An 18,556-nucleotide genomic window follows, 5' to 3' on the forward strand; every position below is an offset into this window, starting at 1 on the left:
TTCCCGGAGACGCCGCATTCTACTCATTATGCAGTGACTCATAAATAACAGCGGCCAGTTTTTTACTGATGCCGGGCGTTCGCGCCAGATCGGCCTCGCTCGCGCGCATTACCTCCTGTTGACCACCAAAATACTTCAATAGCTCCCGACGCCGTGCCGGGCCCAGGCCCGGAATCTGCTCCAGCGGTGATTGCGTGCGGGTTTTTGCGCGGCGCTGACGATGACCGGTGATGGCAAAGCGATGGGCTTCATCGCGCACCTGCTGCAGCAGATGCAGGGCGGGTGAGTGCGCCGGGATGGCAATCTCCTGATAGCTGTCGCCCACGGCCAGAAACAGCGTCTCCTGCCCTGCCCGCCGACTGATGCCCTTGGCGATACCAATCAGCAGCATCTGATCCAGCAGCTCGGGCGAGAGCTGGCGATTGAGCACGTCCACCGCCTGGGCAAGCTGGCCCTTGCCGCCGTCAATCAGCAGAATGTCTGGGGTTAAAGGGGACGGAGTTTTTTTGCGCTCGCGCAAAATTACTCCGTCCCCTTTAACGTCCGTATCCCCTACTTCAGGAGCCTGCTCGCCCGCAGCGGCCTGCTCACTCCCTTCAGGCGCATCTTCGAGCAGGCTCTCGGCCACTACCCGGAACCGACGTGACAGCGCCTGCTCCATGGCTGCGTAATCATCGCCAGCCTGGATGTCCTTGATATTGTAGCGGCGGTAGTCGGATTTAAGCGGACCGTTGTGGTCAAAGGCCACACAGGAGGCGACCGTGCTTTCACCCATGGTGTGGCTGATGTCAAAGCATTCTATGCGCCGCGGGATAAAATCCAGCTCCAGTTCGGCCTGCAGTCGCTCAAAGCGCTGCAGCATGGTCTGGCGGTTATTGATATGGCTTTGAATGGCCTGTTCGGCGTTACCGGTGGCCATGGCCAGCCAGCGGGCGCGATGACCCCGTACCGAGGCGGTCAATCGAATCTGTTTGCCAGCAGCGGTGCCAAGCGCCTCCTGCAGGCTCTGACTGCCCTTAATGGCAGGTGCAATAATGATTTCCGCCGGGATCAGACCCGAGCCGGTGGTGACACCATCCCGCAGGTAGTACTGCGCGATAAATGATGCCAGCAGATCAGCCGCCGATTCTGCGAGCTTGTCCTTGGGAAAAAAGTTGCGGCTGCCGATGATGCGCCCACCACGAATGGTGATCACATGTACGCAGGTATAGGCGCCCTCCAGCACGGCAGACATGACGTCGGCATCACTGCCGCCACCGGAGACAACCTGCTCGCTCTGGATACGACGCAGGTCACTGATGCGGTCGCGCAGTCTGGCGGCACTCTCGAACTCCAGTGCCGCAGATTTCTGCTCCATGCGCCGTCCCAGTTCCTGCACCAGTGAATCGCTTTTGCCCTGCAGAAACTGTGTGGCATCGCGGACATCCTGCGCGTAGTCCGTCGGTGAAATATACCCCACGCAGGGCGCGGTACAGCGGCCAATCTGGTACTGCAGACAGGGCCGGCTGCGATTGCGGAAATAGCTGTCCTCGCACTGGCGCACGCGGAACACTTTCTGCAGCAACGCCAGACTTTCGCGTACTGCACTGGCACTGGGAAATGGCCCGAAAAACGTAGCGTCACGTTTGCGGCTGCCACGGTAGAACGCCAGTCTTGGATAGGCATCCTTGTGCGTCAGCATGATGTAAGGATAGGTCTTGTCGTCGCGCAGCTGGATATTGTATGGCGGACGATACTTCTTGATCAGATTCTGTTCCAGCAGCAGCGCTTCGGCTTCACTGTTGGTGATCGTAACATCTATATTGGCAATGTGTGAGACCAGCGCCATGGTCTTGGCATCCAGACCACTGGCACGGAAATAATTGCTGACCCGTTTTTTCAGATTGCGGGCTTTGCCTACGTAAAGAACTTCACCTTTCTCATCCAGCATGCGGTAGACGCCGGGCCGCTGGCTCATCACCGCCAGTGCGGCCTTGGCATCGAAACCACTGGTATTTTGATTGATGATATCGCTCATGAGATTCCGTTGATGATCTGAACTTCCGGCTCAAGATGCACGGCAAAACGTTGCCAGACATCCTGTGCAATCTGAGCGGCCAGCTCCATCAGCGCCTGACCTGGCTGAACAGGACCGGCATCGGCACGGAAATCATGCACCAGCACCAGCGCCTGCTGATCATGGACGCCGATATTGCCGCGGCGCAGACCTTTCCAGCCGGCCTTTTCAATCAACCAGGCCGCAGGAAGTTTGACATGCAAAGGATCACCGGGGATCTCAAACAGTGGCAGCTGTGGCCACTGCTGGCTCAGCTCATGATAGTGCTGCCGGTTGACAACAGGATTGCGAAAAAAACTGCCCGCGTTACCCAGCACTGTCGGATCCGGCAGTTTGCTGCGGCGCACTGCACAGACAGCATCGAAAACCTGTTGTGCGCTGATTTCTTCGTGTGACTCTGCAATGCTGCTGTTGTCCGAATCAAGGCCAGCCACCTGTAAGGCATTGCGTAAAGCAGGATACGTCAGCACCGGGGTAAACTGCTGAGACAGCCTGAAAGTACAGGAAAGAATAATGGCTTTGTCGCGTAGACGGTTTTTGAAGATGCTGTCACGATAGGCGAATTCGCACTGCTCTGCTGTGAGCGTTTCTACCTGACCACCGTCGCGATCGAGATAGCGCAGGCTGTGAAAACGCTGTGCCAGCTCAACGCCGTAGGCACCGATATTCTGCACCGGGGCAGCTCCGACGCGACCTGGAATCAAGGCCAGATTCTCAAGCCCGAACCAGCCCCGGGAAAGCGTGTACTCCACAAACTGGTGCCAGTTCTCCCCCGCAGCGGAGGTCACCAGCATATCTTTGCCATCGGCACACGCCTGCACGCCCATAAGGTCCATGACAATGACCACACCAGGGTAGTCTCTGGCGAACAGCACATTGCTGCCGCCGCCCAGAACCATGACTGGGAGGTCCATGCGCGAGGCGTGCGCCAGGACACCAGGCAGCTCATCTTCCTGCTCAACTCGCACCAGCCAGCGGGCGCGCGCCGGCAGGGCCAGCGTCGTCAGTCCGGCTAGATCAGCATTGGCTCGCCAGTGAGCTGGTGCGCTCATCAGATCTCTGTGTCCGACAGGAAGCGACGGACCGCTTCCAGGTCTTCGGGCGTGTCAACACCGGCGGGAACATGCTGCACGGCTTTGTCCATGATAATTCGGACTCCGTGGTGCATGGCACGCAACTGTTCAAGCCGCTCGCTGACTTCCAGCCAGGCACGTGGCCAGCCAACAAACTGATTCAATGTTGCAACCCGGTATGCGTAAACGCCAATATGACGTTTGGCCTGAATATTTTCACCGTCCTGCCAGGGAATCGGGGAGCGACTGAAGTACAGCGCATAACCCTCGCCATCGGTGACAACTTTCACGGCATTGGGATTGCGCCATTCATGCGCATCCTCTATCTCGTGGTACAGACTGCTGATGCCCGCATCAGCGTTGTTCTGAAGATTTTCTGCCACCTGATTGATCGTGGCTGCAGGAATCAATGGTTCATCACCCTGCACATTGACGACAATCGCCGAGGCATCCAGGCCCAGCAGTGAGGCAACCTCCTGTATTCGATCAGTACCGGATTGATGGTCGGCGCGTGTCATCACCACCTCGCCACCAAAACCGCGCACAACCTCAGCAATACGCTCATCGTCAGTGGCAATGTAAACCGCACTGGCCGCACTCTCGCAGGCGCGCTCGTACACATGCTGAATCATTGGTTTGCCCACGATGTCCAGCAGTGGTTTTCCCGGCAGTCGTGTCGACGCAAACCGTGCTGGAATCACAACTACAAAACTCATTGTCTTACCCCCGCTTTCCTGAATCTTGCGACCGCATGACTGCACACTTACTGTCAGCGATCTTCGCGTTCCTGCTCGGTCAGTGTCCGCGCTTCGCTTTCCAGCATCACCGGGATGTCGTCGCGAATCGGGTAGGCCAGCGCGTCTGCGTAACAGATCAGTTCGGCCTGCTCGCGTTTGTAGTCCAGCGGCCCTTTGCAGACGGGACAGACCAGTATGCTCAACAGTTTTTTATCCATGTTCCTTGTCTCCCATGTTCGCAGACGTGCTGCGAATGGTGTTCAGTCTGTTTATCACGGCAGTCAGCACATCCTTGTCCAGTTGTGGTTCAATGGCCAGATACCACCAGTTGTCCTGGGCAAAGCGTTCACATTTGACCGCATCTTTTTCTGTCATCAACAGCAGGTCTTTGCCAGCGAAGGACAGATCGGCAGCACGGTAGGCGTAATGATCCGGAAAACCCTCACAGTGAGCGGTGATCCCCATCGCCGACAGCGAATCAAAAAAGCGTTGCGGATGGCCTATTCCTGCTATTGCATACACCTGGCGCTTATCACTTTCGTCGGAGAGTTTCACCATCTGAAAATTCTGCAGGCTGACACGCTGTCCGGTTTTTACATTGATCCACGCGGCTGGCTGCAAGTGCACGGAACCGATCGGGGCGGATTGTTGCTCTAAGGTGGTAGCCAGCTGGGCCTCTGCCTGCTTGCCATTCAACACGATAACATCCACTCCGGCAAGTCGCTGCGCAGGCTCGCGCAGCGGGCCGGCGGGCAGTGTCAGGCCGTTGCCAAAACCTCGCTCGGCGTCCACCACTACGACCTCGATATCCCGTCCCAGTCGATAGTGCTGCAGTCCGTCATCACACACGACGACATCACACAGTCCGCTTTCCTCCAGTGCCCGCAATCCCCGGCAACGGTCGGGATCGACGACCAGAGGGCCGCGATGGTGGCGGCGCAGCAGTCGCGCTTCATCACCACTGGCGCGCACATCTGTGTCTGCCTCAACAAACAGGGGGTAGTGGCGGGACTGACCACCGTAACCCCGGCTCAGCACGCCGGCTCGCCATCCCTGCTGCCGAAGGGCACTGCCGAGCGCCAGAACAACCGGTGTTTTGCCAGCGCCGCCGACTGTCAGATTACCAACGATAATGACGGGCAAGGCTGACGTACATTGTTGTGCCGTCAGACGTCGCCGACGTGCCGCGACAAGCAAATTGAACAACCAGGATAGCGGGCGAAGCAGCTGCAACCACCAGGCACCACGATACCAGGCATCAACCAGCCACATCAGTCGGCAGTCTCGCTGGATTGGCTTTCACTGGCACTGTCGAACGGATTCATGAGGCCCGACTCACTGAACTGCATGCGGTGCAAACGTGCATAGTGTTTATCAAGCGCCAGCAGCTCTTTATGCGTGCCACTCTCAACGATGCGCCCCTGATCCATGACGACAATCAGATCGGCGTTCTCGATGGTGGACAGGCGGTGTGCGATGACAAAGGTAGTGCGGCCGCGAATCAGCTCTGCCAGTGCCTGCTGGATATGCTGCTCGGACTCGGTGTCCAGTGCCGAGGTTGCTTCGTCCAGTATCAATACCGGTGAGTCTTTCAGGAAGGCGCGTGCAATCGCCAGCCGCTGCCGCTGCCCGCCCGACAACAGTCCGCCGCCATCACCCACCTGGGCATCATAGCCGCCCGGCAGTTTCTGAATGAACTCGTCGGCATGAGCGTTGCGCGCCGCCTGCTGTACTTTTTCCAGCGTGACTTCTTCGCCCAGACCGTAGGCAATATTCTCGGCGACGGAGCCTTCAAACAGCACGACATCCTGCGTCACCATGGCCATTTGCTGCCGCAGATTAATCAGGGCATATTCTGTTATTGGAACGCCATCGAGACGGATCTCACCCTGCTGATAGTCATAGAAGCGCGGCAGCATATTCACCAGCGTGGACTTGCCACTGCCGGAGCGGCCCACCAGCGCGACGGTGGTACCCGGTTCCACACGCAGCGTGATGCCGTTAAGCACCGGCTTGGCCGACTCGTAGGCAAACTGCAGCTGATCAAACTCCACCAGACCTTTGACCCGGCCCGCTGTATGCGTGCCAGTGTCACGTTCGCGCTCATTGTCGAGCAGCTCAAAAATACTGCTGGCAGCAGATATGCCACGCTGGATGATGGCATTGACGCCGGACAGTTGTCGCAGTGGTTTGCTGAGCATGCCGGCCAGTGTCAGGAAGGTCACCACCTCCCCTGCTGATGCCCCGCCGAGAAATTCCGGCGCCAGCGCCAGCCAGATCAGAATGGCCATGGCCATCGCGACGATCAACTGGATCAGTGGTGTGGCGGTGGCTTCGGTAACCACCATCTTCATGTTCTGGCGACGGTTGCGCTCGCTGGAGCGCAGAAAGCGCTCCGATACATATTCACCAGCGTTAAAGGTGCGAATCACTTTCTGGCCCTTGATGGACTCATTGGCAATCTGTGTGACATCACCCATGGAGTCCTGCATCTGCCGACTGTAGCGGCGATAGCGTTTGGTGGCCATGTGAACGATGAGTGCCATGCACGGCGCCACCAGCAGGAAAACCAGGCTGAGGCGCCAGTTAACCCAGAAAAGCCAGGCCAGCAGGCCAATCACGGTAAGGCCTTCGCGAAGCACAACGGTAATAGCGTTTGTGGCCGCACCCTTGATCTGCATGACGTCGTAGGTGACTTTGGATACCAGACGGCCGATAGTGTTGCGATCGTAATAGGCTATTGGCACATTCAACAGCTGGTCGAGCACCTCGCAGCGCAGCTTGTGCACCACGTGATTGGCAGTGTGTTCAAGCGAATAGTGCCCCAGAAACCCGCCAACACCGCGCGCCAGCACAATCAGTACACAGAGAATGGGACTGATGATACGCGCGTCGGCGTTATTGGCTTCGATCTGATCGATGGTCCAGCCCAGCCAGGCTGCAGTAGCCGGCGTGGTGACCGCAAAAATGATGTAACCCAGCAGGCTGATCGCAAAATAGCCCAGGAAGGGTCGGATGTAACGCAGCAGCCGGGCGTATACCTGTGCCCCGGTCATCAGGGCAGCGGCTTCGGGGCCGGATGGAGGCGACTGGCCTGGTGCCTGTTGTGGCTGGGTATCACTCATTGACACCGCCCCCCTCGACCGTACTGTCGGCACCCTGCTCTTCACCGGGTTCGCGGGTTGCGATACTGAAGCCACTGAATCCTGCCTGGCCTATTGCATCCATGGCGGTAATTACGGCCTGGTGGCTGGCTTCTGCATCAGCCACCAGCAGGATGGTCTGCTGCCGGTTGCCGGCGGCAACTTCCAGCAGTTGTGCCTGCAATGTGGCGCTGGTGTTATCGGCCAGCAACACATTATTGATGCTGTAGCGTCCTGTCTGGCTGACCATCACTTCGATCTGGTCGGGTGCAGGTTCGGCGGCCGTCGCTTCCGCCTCTGGCAGATTGACAGCCAGCCGGGTCTCTCGTGTAAACGTGGTGGTCACCATAAAAAAGATCAACAGCAGGAAAACAACATCAATCAGTGGTGTCAGATTGATGGCGGGGTCTTCCAGCGTGCGACGCGGAAACTTCACGAGCCAGTTGCCTCAACACTGGCAGCCGCCTGCTGCTGTGCATTATCGCGGGCAGCGCTGGTTTCGGGCAGTGTCACAAAGTCCTTGATGTCTACGCGGCGATCACCGTGCAGCGCTTCTACCAGTTTGGCAGACTCCTGCTCCAGCGACAGCACCAGGGAATCCACTTTGCGGACAAAATAGCGATGGCAGGCATACGCCGGGATGGCAACCGTCAGGCCGGCGGCGGTGGTAATCAGGGCTTCGGAGATACCACCGGCCAGCGCATTGGCGTTGCCGGTGCCCTGAATCATGATTTCAGTGAACACCCGGATCATGCCAACTACCGTGCCAAGCAGGCCCAGCAGCGGGGTGATGGCGGCGATGGTGCCGAGCGTGCTCAGATAACGCTCCAGTTCATGGATGACAGCGGCGGCGCTCTGTTCGATGGCATCGTTCATCGCCTGTCGGCCCTGGCGGGCATGCAGCAGACCGGCTGCCAGAATCTGCCCCAGCGGAGAGCCCATACGCAGTTCGCGCATTTTGTTGGAGTCCAGCTCGCCGTTTTTGATCCAGGTCCAGACCTGGCCAACCGCATAACGCGGCGCAATGCGATTGTTGCTGAGTGTCCAGAAACGTTCGATAACGATGGCGATTGCCAGAATCGAACACAGGATAATTGGCAGCATCAACCAGCCACCGGCCATTACGATTTCTACCACAAGCTTAATCTCCCGCTGATTTGCCGGCTACTTTACCATATTCGCCAGACGGGTTGTTATGCCAGAAACGCCGCTGCTCGCGTCTGTGCAGGCCTTTTAATTGTGCTTGACCCGGCCCACCCAGTGTCATCGTGACTGCGCCATGGTGATCGGTACGCAGCACCTCGATGCCCAATGCCCGGGCCCGCTGCAGCACTGCCGGATCCGGATGACCGAATCGATTGCGATAACCGGCCGACACCAGCAGCCAGTCTGGCGCTACCTGCCGCAGCCAGGCCTCGGTGCTGGAGCTGTCACTGCCGTGATGGGCCGCAAGCAGGACATCGGCAGCCAGCAAATCACCCTGCTGTATGAGCAACCTGCGTTCGACCGGCGCTTCTATGTCGCCAGTCAGCAGCAGCGCATGTGAGCCTGCCGATACATGAACGACGCAGGAAGTGTTGTTGGGGTTGTCAGCTCCGCCGCCCCGCTCGGTCGGGTCAGGATGCAGCACCCGGAACTCGACAGAATCCCACTGCCAATAATGGCCGCTGCGACAAGGCTGCATTGAGGCGTCTGACACGCCGTTAAAATCCCGGAACCGTACCGGGGCGCTGCTGACCAGGCGCGTCACCGGTACTGAATCGAGTATTGAGCTCAGGCCTCCGTAATGATCCTGATGCCAGTGACTGATGATCAATACGTCCAGCTGCTGTATCCCTGCCTGTTTAAGGGCCGGCAGAATCGCCGCACGTCCGGCATCGTAGTCTGGACCCAGTGCCGTCCCGGTATCGAACAGCATGCTGTGGTGACTGGTCTGCAACAGCACGGCAAGTCCCTGCCCCACGTCCAGCATCTGCAGCCACAGTTCTCCCGGGCCCGGTCTATCGGCTCGCGGCGGCGCCAGCAGTGGCAGCATCAGCAGCAGTGCCGGCCAGCGCGGCAACAGACCACGTGGCAGCAGTAACAACAAACAGCCAACTGAAACACACAGCACTGTCAGTGGTGAAATCACTGGCCCCTGCCATAGTGGCAGCCAGCGGGCAACAGACTCCAGCCCCTGCATCAGTATGATCAGACCTGTGTCGGCGCCCTCAAGCGGCCACTGCGCAGCTGCGCTCGACACCGGCAGCAGCACGATGCCGACAAGCGCCAGCGGTACAACCCACAGACTGACAACGGGAATTGCCAGCAGGTTCACCAGCGGTGATATCCATGACACCTGCCCCGTCCACAACAGCAGCGGAACCAGTAGCGCAATGCTGACGGCAAACTGTGGTTTGAGCCAGACCAGACTGGCATGTTGCCCCCAACGCAGCCGATTGGATTGTGCACGGACCGGCTGTGCGAGTTGCTGCGGGCCGGCAAACAACAGCAGCAGAGCACCAACCGCCACAAACGACAGCCAGAAACCGGCCTGTGTGACTGCCAGTGGATCAAAGCCCAGCACGGCAGCCATGGCCAGCAATATTCGATAACTTGGCAGGACCTGCCGGCCCAGCAGCTGAACCAGCATCAGCATCGAGACCATTATCACCGCGCGTTGCGTTGGCAGAGAAAAACCGGCCATGGCACTGTAAAGCCAGGCGCCAAGCACCGCCGCCAGCGCAGCGAGACGCTGTGCCGGTATGCGCTCCAGCATGGACGCGGACATTCGCGCCAGCAGATTGATAATCCAGTAGCAGGCAGTGGCGACCAGACCCACATGCAGTCCGGAGATGACCATCAGATGGTTGGTCCCAGTGGCAGTCAGCGTGTCCCACTGCCCGTTGCTGATGCCGCTGCGCAGACCCGTCGTCAGCGCTGTCAGCAAGCCCGGAAACTGCAAGGTGTCTGTGGCGTAAACCTGCTTACGAATCTGTATGCGCCACTGATCAATCGACCAGGCCGCCGGTCGCAGCCGCTGATTGAAGGTGGTCGCCCGCACATAACCACGGGCCACGATCCCCTGCTGGGCCTGAGCCGCCTCGAAGTCATATCCGCCCGGATTTGCGAACCCGTGCACACGATTGAGCCGGACGCGCAGGCGCCATGTCTCTCCGCTTTGTGGAACAGCACCAGCGCCACCATCAAACTCACCGGTGACTGAACCGTAGGCGTTCAGGGCGATCAGATGACCAGTCAGAACCGGCGCACTCTCCTCACAGTTCTCTGGCAACAACCGCAGACAGCTGTGTTCCACGCGCAACTGAAAACGAGTCTGCTGCCCGCCAGAACGGTATGTAACAGACCCAGCCGATGCGCCTTCTGGCAGGCCTTCAACCTGTCCCTCTACCCAGATATCACGGCCTTCAAGCGCGGCAGGCAAACGACTTTCTGTGATAATCAGTCCGTGATAAACCGCACGCCCGGCACCCAGGCTCAGGCATAACAACAGGCAGGCAAAGGTTTTCCAGGAGCTGGCAGGGGCGCGCCACCAGATGGCCGTCAGCGCAAAAAGCAGAAGTATAGTCAGCAGCGCTGCGATGCCAGAACCGATATCGGGCAGTCGCGGCATAATACTGATGGCATAAATACCCAGGCAGAACAGGGCCAGTGCTGAGCGCATCCCTGCTCACCCCAAGAATTGCTGACGTCCATGCTGGGGTTATAGCTGCTCTTGGGTCAGTCTGCTGCGCGCAGTGCTTCGGCTGGCAATACTCGCGCAGCACGCCAGGCCGGGTAGACGCTGGCCAGCAGGCACAGCACCAGCACGCCAATACACACGGCGACAATATCAGACAGCATCAGCTGGGAGGGCAGGAAGTCGACTGGATAAACGTCTGCACTCAACAGCTGGGTGCCACTCCACTGCTCAAACAGCGCGAACAAGGATGACACATTCAGCGCCAGCAGTGAGCCGGCAAACAGGCCAATGCCGGCGCCGACCAGTCCGATCAGACAACCCTGCAGCAGGAATATGCGGGCAATGGTTCCCGGTGAGGCACCCATGGTGCGCAGGATCGCGATGTCACTGCGTTTGTCGCGCACGATCATGATCAGGCTGACAACCAGATTAAAGGCGGCCACAGCCACCAGCAGCCACAGCAGAAACCCAACGATGGTGCGAGACAGCTGTATGTTCTCGTAGATGGCTCCAAACCACTGCGTCCAGGTCTGCAGGTAAAAGCCCTGTGGCAGCTGTTCCTGGACAGGTGCTCGCAATGAATTCACTGCCAGCACATCATTCGTGCGCAGACGCAAACCGTTGAATCGCTGCGGCTCCCGATAAAGTGCCTGGGCATCCGGCAGCGCAATCATCACCAGACGCTCATCCAGCTCCTGCGTACCGACCCGGTAGATTCCGGCGACCGTGAAACGGCGCTGCACAGGCAAAGGTGCGATCGGGTTGATGGAAATGTCCAGGCTGTAGAGATTGACGTCGTCTCCGAGTCCAACGCCAAGCTGCTGAGCCAGCGTATGCCCCATCACAATCTGGAAACGACGCTCGGTCAGTGCCTGCAGTGAACCCTGTTGCATGAAGCTGCCCAGCGCGGATGTCTGAAGCTCCTGCTCCACGTCGATACCATTGACCAGCACTGCACGACTGTTGTTGTCTCTCGCCAGCACGCCGTTGACCTCCAGCACCGGTGAAGTGGCAATCACCCCGTCAATAGCTGCGATCTGCTGCGCCAGCAACTGCCAGCGCTCAGCACTGACGCTGTCCTCGGTCTGCACCGCTGCATGCGGCAGCACGCCCAATACATTTTCCCTGACTTCGCGATCAAAACCGTTCATCACCGACAGTACAGTGATCAGGATGGCAACACTCAGGGCAAGGCCACTGATGGTGAGCCGCGACATGAAGTTGACCAGCTGGCCACTCTGCCCGCCTGCATCTCCTGCCTGCCGTCGGCGCGCGCCCACATAACGCAGCGCAATACGTGCGGCCAGCTTCATAGAGGCAAGAAAACCAGCCCGTGCTGAATCGCCCTGCTCAAGCATGCTCAGCTTCCAGAGTGCCCTGGTTCAGCACCAGCACACGATCCAGACTGGCTGCAAAACGCTCGTCATGCGTCACAACCACAAAACTGGTCTGAAGTGATTTATTCAGTGTTTGCATCAGCGTGTGTATGCCTTCAGCCGTGCGACGGTCAAGATTACCGGTGGGTTCGTCCATCAGCACACAGCGTGGTGAGGCGACCAGTGCCCGGGCAATTGCCACCCGCTGCCGTTCACCGCCGGACAGCTCGGAGGGTTTGTGATTCAGGCGGTGGCTCAGACCCACTTCACCCAGCAACTCCGACGCGCGCGGATAGGCCTCGCGACTGCTCTGCCCGCCAATAAGCAGGGGCATGGCAACGTTCTCCAGCGCACTAAACTCACCCAGCAGATGATGGAATTGATAAACAAAGCCCAGATAACGATTGCGCAGCTGACCGCGCTCGGACTCTGACAGTCTGGACAGATCCTGACCGGCAACGTAAATCTCACCGCCACTGGGAGCATCCAGCCCGCCCAGCAGATTCAGCAGCGTTGTTTTGCCGGAGCCGGAGCTGCCGACAATCGCCACACATTCGGCGGGACGGACATTCAGGTTGATGTCGAGCAGCACATCTACTTGCTGCGGCCCCTGGGTGTAGGACTTGCGCAGGTGACGACAACTGATGACGTTAGCGGTTTGCTCCAAAACGACTCTCTCCATTAATGTTTGGTGGCGACACCTTATTCGTAGCGCAGTACATCTGCCGGCTGCACACGGGAAGCCCGCCACGCCGGATACAGGGTGGCCAGCAGACTGACACCCAGCGCACACAGACAGACCAGCACGACATCAGACCAAAGAATCAGCGCATCCAGATGGGCAATCATATAGACATCACCTGGTGCCAGCATCGCATTCAGTGCTCCCTGGAATGCACGCGTGATCTGCCCCAGGTTCATTGCCAGCAACACACCACCGGCGGCGCCGAGCAGCGTGCCCAGCACGCCCGCGGCGAAACCCTGAATCACAAACACTGACATGACAGTTGCCCGGCTGGCCCCCATGGTGCGCAGGATGGCGATATCGGCGTTCTTGTCAGCCACCGCCATCACCAGTGTCGCCACAATATTCACGGCGCCGATGACCACAATCATCAGCAGCATGAAGCCGGTCAGGATTTTCTCCATGCGCAGTGCGTCGAAAAGGCTGCGACGGGTTTCGTTCCAGCTGGCTACTGGCCACCGGCCAGCAACCGCCTCACGTGCGATGACGCCAGCATTCAGGACATCGTCCACCCGCAGCCGCAATTGCGGAACCGCGTCGTCGCGGCCGGTCAGTAACTGGCTGGCGACTGGCAGGTTGACCAGCGCCATGGCGTCATTGTCATAGAAACCAAAATCAGCAACACCCACCATCTGGAAACTGCGGGCATCCTCGGTACGCCGCTGCAGCAGGCTGTTGAGCGGCGTGACCGACATCTGCATGCCCGGGTAAAGGCCCAGCTGACCGGCAAGCCGGGTGCCAAGGATAATGCCATCGGGTGTTTCCGCCAGGAAATCCAGCATGGCCTGCAGCTGACTGTCCGGCGATTGCAAAATCTGTTTTTCAGTCTCCGGTGTTACACCGCGGACATTAACAAACTCACCGCGGCCATCAAACTGCAGCCAGGCTTCACTTTCCAGAAATGGCGCCACCGCAACCACTCCAGGCGCGGCTGCAAGGCTGTCAGCCGCCTCCCGCCAGTCAAGCAGATCGTCTGGCAGCGTGACCGCTGCATGCGGAACGGCCTTCAGTGTTTCCTCACGCATGGTGCCCGTAGAGGCATTAATCACCGAAAGCACGGCAATCAGCGCCAGTACACCCAGCGCAATGCCCAGCATGGAGATAAGTGATACAAAGGAAACCAGCTGATTTTTCTTGCGAGCGCGAACGAAGCGTAAACCAATGAACAGCGCCAGGGGTTTGCGCATGATCAGTCCTGCTCCTGCTGTTCACGCTGCAGCACACGCTGAACCGTCTTGAAGCTGACCGGTGCGATTGGCGTGCTGACACGGCTGGCGATCGCCCGCAGCGAAAGCCCCTGTGAGCGCAACTGGCGAATCTGTTTCAACACACGTTGCTCCAGCGGGTTTTCGATGAGTTTGCCATTGCTGTGAATCATATATCCAAAAGGTTTGCTGCCTCCCAGGAAGCGCCCCTTGCTGCGCTGCTCATGTTTGACCTTGAGCATACGCTGGGCTCCGCGCCGGCCTTCAATGACGGCCAGCTCTGCCAGGATCGCATCAAAATCCACCCGCGTACGCTTTAATGTCCGGGTCTGGCTAAGCTCGGCATCAAGACTGACGACATGCAGGCAGATATCATTGCCGCGCAGCCACTCCAGCGTCTGTTCCAGGTCCTGCGCACCATTGACCAGTCGGCGCAGACTGGCCACCAGCAGATCGCTGCCCGGTGGGGGTCGCCAGCCATCGTGCGTACCCTCCGAATCGGGCAACAGACGCTGACTGAAGCCCTCTCTCCAGTCATGGCTGACCTCGCGCACCCAGCGCGGCTCCGGCCAGCCCTGCCGACGACAGTAGTCCAGCAGTTGCTCGCGCTCGCGCGGATCACTGAATCCGACTGCGTCGTCATCCTGCTCGAAACTGCTGAGTCTCTGGTAGGCAAAAATTTTCATGCCCGGATTCTAGTCGAGCCGGAAATTTAAAACAAACCAGACGTTTAGGGCTGCCCAGCGACCGTTCGATAAAAACATAATGTTTGAACAATGCAAATCTTACTGCTATAGTCGCGGAGCTGCTTGTTCTGCATGTAAGGCCAGCAGCCAGATTTTAAAGTATTCCGCCATTGCGATGGCGATGAACTGTTAAGATTTTTGTACGCAAGTTTTTACAGTAAGACTGTGTTAAAGGGGACGGAGGGATTTAGAGTGCTAAATCCCTCCGTCCCCTTTAACCCAACAACCTAACTTAAGTAACCGGATCCGGAACCCGCGTGACAACACAGCGGGCGGAGTCCAGAAAGCGATTTTTTGCTGGTGGCAACCGTTAACAACGAGCGCGCACCACAGCCCTTACCCGACTGGCTTCCAACAACAACTGAGCCGGGGTTCGGGCAGGCCGGGGCTTGACCGCGGCACGAACAAACGTATCGCGCGCCAAATTGCGCAGCGATGGGATACATGGTTAATGACGGTTATGCATTGTCGCCTGAGGCTGACTGAATACCGTAGCACAGCAGCCGCACAACAACTGCAAGCCATTGTTCCAAAAGGATTTCTGATTCACTAGTTGAATCAGGCAGCTCCCCGCGTTGGTTCCTGCCCGCCACAGGTCCCTGTCAGTTTCGCACCTGGATTCACCGATCTGGTTCAACAGAGATGTGAATTCACTATGAAAAGAATGCTAATAAACGCAACGCAGGAAGAAGAACTGCGCGTTGCGCTGGTCGATGGCCAGAAACTGTACGACCTCGATATCGAAAACCGCACCCGCATTCAGAAAAAGGCCAGCATTTTCAAAGGCCGCATCACCCGCGTAGAACCCAGTCTTGAAGCCGCCTTCGTCGATTTTGGCGCTGAGCGTCATGGCTTTTTGCCGCTCAAGGAAATCGCTCCCGAATACTTCACCGGCAAATCTGACGGCGGCCGCGTCAACATCAAGGAAGCCGTTGCCGAAGGCACCGAAGTCATCATTCAGGTTGAGAAGGAAGAGCGTGGCAACAAGGGCGCAGCGCTGACCACATTTATCAGTCTGGCCGGCCGCTATCTGGTTCTTATGCCGAACAACCCCCGCGCTGGCGGCATTTCACGTCGCATTGAGGGTGATGAGCGTTCCGAGATTCGTGAAGCCATCAACAGCCTGAATATTCCGGACGGCATGGGCATCATCGTGCGCACCGCCGGCGTTGGCAAAAACCAGGAAGATCTGCAGTGGGACCTCGATTACCTGCTGTCGCTGTGGCAGTCCATCAAGGATGCCTCCGACCAGAAAAAAGCCCCCTTCCTGATCTACCAGGAAAGTAATGTCATCATCCGCTGCATCCGAGACTACCTGCGCCAGGACATCGGCGAAGTGCTGTTTGACACCCAGGAAGCCTACGAAGAAGCCCTGAACTTTGTGCGTCAGGTGATGCCGCACTACGAAGCGCGTATCAAGCACTATCAGGATCCGCTGCCGCTGTTCAATCGCTACCAGATTGAAAACCAGATCGAATCCGCCTTCCAGCGTGAAGTTAAACTGCCCTCCGGTGGCTCCATTGTCATTGATCCAACCGAAGCCCTGATCTCCATCGATATCAACTCCTCGCGTGCCACACGCGGTTCTGACATCGAAGAAACGGCGTTGAATACCAACCTGGAAGCGGCAGATGAGATTGCCCGTCAGTTGCGCCTGCGTGACATGGGCGGCCTGGTGGTCATCGATTTTATCGATATGGCCTCCACCAAGAATCAGAAAGAAGTTGAAAACCGCGTCCGCGATGCGCTGGAAGCCGACCGTGCACGCGTTCAGGTTGGCCGTATCTCCCGCTTTGGCCTGCTGGAGATGTCACGTCAGCGCCTGCGTCCGTCACTTGAAGAAACCAATGCTGTGGTCTGCCCGCGTTGTAGCGGTCAGGGCACGATCCGTGATGTGAAATCACTGTGTCTGTCCATCCTGCGTATTCTGCAGGAAGAGGCAAACAAGAAGAAAAGCGCCGAGATTCGTGCGATTGTGCCACTCAACGTGGCCTCTTATCTGCTGAATGAAAAGCGTAATGCGGTGGCTGCCATCGAACAGCAGAGCAAGACCCGCCTGCTGATCATCCCCAGCCCGTCGCTGGAGACTCCCCACTACGAAATCCAGAGCCTGAGCGCCCAGGATGGCGGCGTGGCGCTGGCCAGCTTTGAAATCGAAACCGAACACGATCACGTCGAAGAAATCGGCCAGACGCAGAAGCCGCTGCCCGTGCAGCAGGCTGCAGTGCAGGCACCCACAGTGCCAGCCGCACCGGCACCACGCGCCACTGAGTCACGTGACAAGCCGGCAGGCAAGTCAGCACCCGCCAAAAAAGGTTTCCTTGGCTCCCTGTTGTCAGTGTTTGGCGAGCTGTTTGGCGCTGCCAACGACGAAGAAGAGGAAGAAAACAAAACCGAACAGCGCGGCAGCGGCAACAATCGCAATCGCTCGCGCAGCGGTGGCAGTGACCGCAATCGCAATCGCGGCAATCGCGGCCGCGGTGGCGACTCACGCAGCCGGGACGATTCACGCGCACCACGTGACGACCAGAAGCGCGAAGAACAGAAATCAGACGAACGTGGCGGCAAAGCCCAGGCTGACAAGAGCCAGGACAAGAGCAACGACAAGGACGGAGACAACAAGCCTCAGCGCAGCCGTCGTCGTGGCGGTCGCGGCCGTAACCGCTCTGATGATGACAGCCAGGTCGGCAACCGTCAGGATCGTGGCAGTGCTGACAAGTCATCGTCTGACAGCAGTGACGAGCAGTCTGGCGATCAGCAGGACAACAGCAATCGTCGACCCAAGGGCGAGCGCAAGCCGCGCAACACTACCAAGCGCAAGCGCGGCCCGCATCCCGACGGTCAGACCGAGAGCACAGACGATCAGCAGGTCGCTGCTGACGCACAGGCGACAGACACTGCCGGCAATGAAGCAGAAACTGCTGCCAGCGCAACATCCGACAAGCAGGACAAACAGGACAAGCAGGCAGTTGCTGCCGCTGAGCAGCCAGCAGACGCAGGAGCAAGCGAGTCGACGAAGGCTACGCAGGACTCTGACGAACAGGCTCAGAATGCCGATGAACAGCCTGAAAAACCCAAACGACGCCGCAGTCGTGGCGGACGTTCGCGTCGCGGCAAGTCCAGCGCAGACAAGGCAGGCGCTGACAAGTCTACGGGGGACGACAACTCAACCGATTCAGCTGATTCTGAGAATGCAGCCGATGTGACTGAATCTGCAACAGTCGCTGAAAAAGCAGCTATCGAGAAACCAGCCAAAAAGACTGAGCCAAAAGCTGAGGAGAAGGCTGCCGGGCCGGCAGAGACTTCAGAGTCTAAAGAGACGGACTCTGGCGAGAAAAAACCGCAGGCCGCCAAGCCGGAAGCAGCCAGCGCTGACGCAGAGCCCAAAGCAGCAGCTGACGACAAGCCTGCCAAGGCAGCTGTTGCAGCTGAGAAAGCCGAGAAGGCCGGTAAAGAACAGAAAGTTGAGAAGGCCGAAGAAGCGAAGCTGGCTAAATCAGAACCTGAAAAAGCCGAAACTGTGCAGGCTGAACCAGCGCAAGCCGCTGCTCCAGAGCAGCAGCCTGAATCAAAGCCTGAGTCCAGCGCCCAGGCTGCGCCAGCGAGCGGCGGACGTGCGCCTAACGACCCACGGGAGATTCGTCGCCGTCGCCTGGAAGAAGAGAAGGCTCGCAAGCAGGCTGAATCTGACAGCCAGACTGACTCAGAGGACAGCAACAAGCAGTAAGACTGAACCGGATCCCTGACGGCCGTGTGATGCTGTCAGGGATCAAATGTCAGACAACAAAAAAGG

General features: G+C 58.3%; 14 protein-coding genes. 1 reads left to right on the forward strand and 13 read right to left on the reverse strand.

The features are described 5' to 3' along the window. Positions 1-19: 19 nt before the first annotated feature. The 13 genes from uvrC to QGM61_RS14355 are packed head-to-tail and all read right to left on the reverse strand — an operon-like array spanning position 20 to position 14,703. A complete protein-coding gene (uvrC, locus tag QGM61_RS14295; protein WP_281133378.1) occupies positions 20-2,017 on the reverse strand; it encodes an excinuclease ABC subunit UvrC in 1,998 nt (665 codons plus the stop codon). Further along, positions 2,014-3,108: a UDP-N-acetylmuramate dehydrogenase gene (murB, locus tag QGM61_RS14300; protein WP_281133379.1), complete on the reverse strand. Its 1,095-nt coding sequence runs from the start codon at positions 3,106-3,108 to the stop codon at positions 2,014-2,016. The genes uvrC and murB overlap by 4 nt, the downstream gene beginning before the upstream one ends. Beyond that, complete coding sequence (gene kdsB, locus QGM61_RS14305) at positions 3,108-3,845, reverse strand: 3-deoxy-manno-octulosonate cytidylyltransferase (protein ID WP_281133380.1); 738 nt, start codon at positions 3,843-3,845, stop codon at positions 3,108-3,110. Before kdsB ends, murB begins: the two co-directional genes overlap by 1 nt. Before the next feature lie 53 nt (positions 3,846-3,898). Beyond that, positions 3,899-4,084, reverse strand: coding sequence for a Trm112 family protein (locus QGM61_RS14310; RefSeq protein WP_237134375.1), 186 nt, complete (start codon positions 4,082-4,084; stop codon positions 3,899-3,901). Next, a complete protein-coding gene (gene lpxK, locus QGM61_RS14315; RefSeq protein ID WP_281133381.1) occupies positions 4,077-5,138 on the reverse strand; it encodes a tetraacyldisaccharide 4'-kinase in 1,062 nt (353 codons plus the stop codon). The genes QGM61_RS14310 and lpxK overlap by 8 nt, the downstream gene beginning before the upstream one ends. Continuing rightward, on the reverse strand, positions 5,138-6,991 hold the full coding sequence (msbA, locus tag QGM61_RS14320; RefSeq protein ID WP_281133382.1) for a lipid A export permease/ATP-binding protein MsbA: 1,854 nt from the start codon (positions 6,989-6,991) through the stop codon (positions 5,138-5,140). The genes lpxK and msbA overlap by 1 nt, the downstream gene beginning before the upstream one ends. Further along, positions 6,984-7,445 carry an ExbD/TolR family protein gene (locus QGM61_RS14325; protein WP_237134377.1) on the reverse strand — a complete coding sequence of 154 codons (462 nt, stop codon included), beginning with the start codon at positions 7,443-7,445 and terminating at the stop codon, positions 6,984-6,986. Before QGM61_RS14325 ends, msbA begins: the two co-directional genes overlap by 8 nt. After that, a complete protein-coding gene (locus QGM61_RS14330; protein ID WP_281133383.1) occupies positions 7,442-8,146 on the reverse strand; it encodes a MotA/TolQ/ExbB proton channel family protein in 705 nt (234 codons plus the stop codon). The genes QGM61_RS14325 and QGM61_RS14330 overlap by 4 nt, the downstream gene beginning before the upstream one ends. 4 nt (positions 8,147-8,150) lie before the next feature. Next, complete coding sequence (locus QGM61_RS14335) at positions 8,151-10,673, reverse strand: DNA internalization-related competence protein ComEC/Rec2 (RefSeq protein ID WP_281133384.1); 2,523 nt, start codon at positions 10,671-10,673, stop codon at positions 8,151-8,153. Positions 10,674-10,729: 56 nt separating this feature from the next. Then, positions 10,730-12,049: a lipoprotein-releasing ABC transporter permease subunit gene (locus QGM61_RS14340; protein ID WP_281133385.1), complete on the reverse strand. Its 1,320-nt coding sequence runs from the start codon at positions 12,047-12,049 to the stop codon at positions 10,730-10,732. Beyond that, positions 12,042-12,749, reverse strand: a complete 708-nt coding sequence (gene lolD / locus QGM61_RS14345) for a lipoprotein-releasing ABC transporter ATP-binding protein LolD (RefSeq protein ID WP_281133386.1) — start codon at positions 12,747-12,749, stop codon at positions 12,042-12,044. The genes QGM61_RS14340 and lolD overlap by 8 nt, the downstream gene beginning before the upstream one ends. Before the next feature lie 20 nt (positions 12,750-12,769). Further along, positions 12,770-13,999 carry an FtsX-like permease family protein gene (locus QGM61_RS14350; RefSeq protein ID WP_281133387.1) on the reverse strand — a complete coding sequence of 410 codons (1,230 nt, stop codon included), beginning with the start codon at positions 13,997-13,999 and terminating at the stop codon, positions 12,770-12,772. 2 nt (positions 14,000-14,001) lie between these two features. Next, positions 14,002-14,703, reverse strand: a complete 702-nt coding sequence (locus QGM61_RS14355) for a recombinase family protein (RefSeq protein WP_237134383.1) — start codon at positions 14,701-14,703, stop codon at positions 14,002-14,004. Positions 14,704-15,418: 715 nt separating this feature from the next. Between QGM61_RS14355 and rne the strand changes: the two genes are divergently transcribed. Then, the gene (gene rne, locus QGM61_RS14360; protein ID WP_281133388.1) at positions 15,419-18,490 is read left to right on the forward strand and encodes a ribonuclease E; all 3,072 of its coding nucleotides are present in this window, start codon (positions 15,419-15,421) and stop codon (positions 18,488-18,490) included. Positions 18,491-18,556 lie beyond the last annotated feature (66 nt).

This window comes from Pseudohongiella sp. SYSU M77423, from assembly GCF_029911965.1.
Taxonomy (GTDB): domain Bacteria; phylum Pseudomonadota; class Gammaproteobacteria; order Pseudomonadales; family Pseudohongiellaceae; genus Pseudohongiella.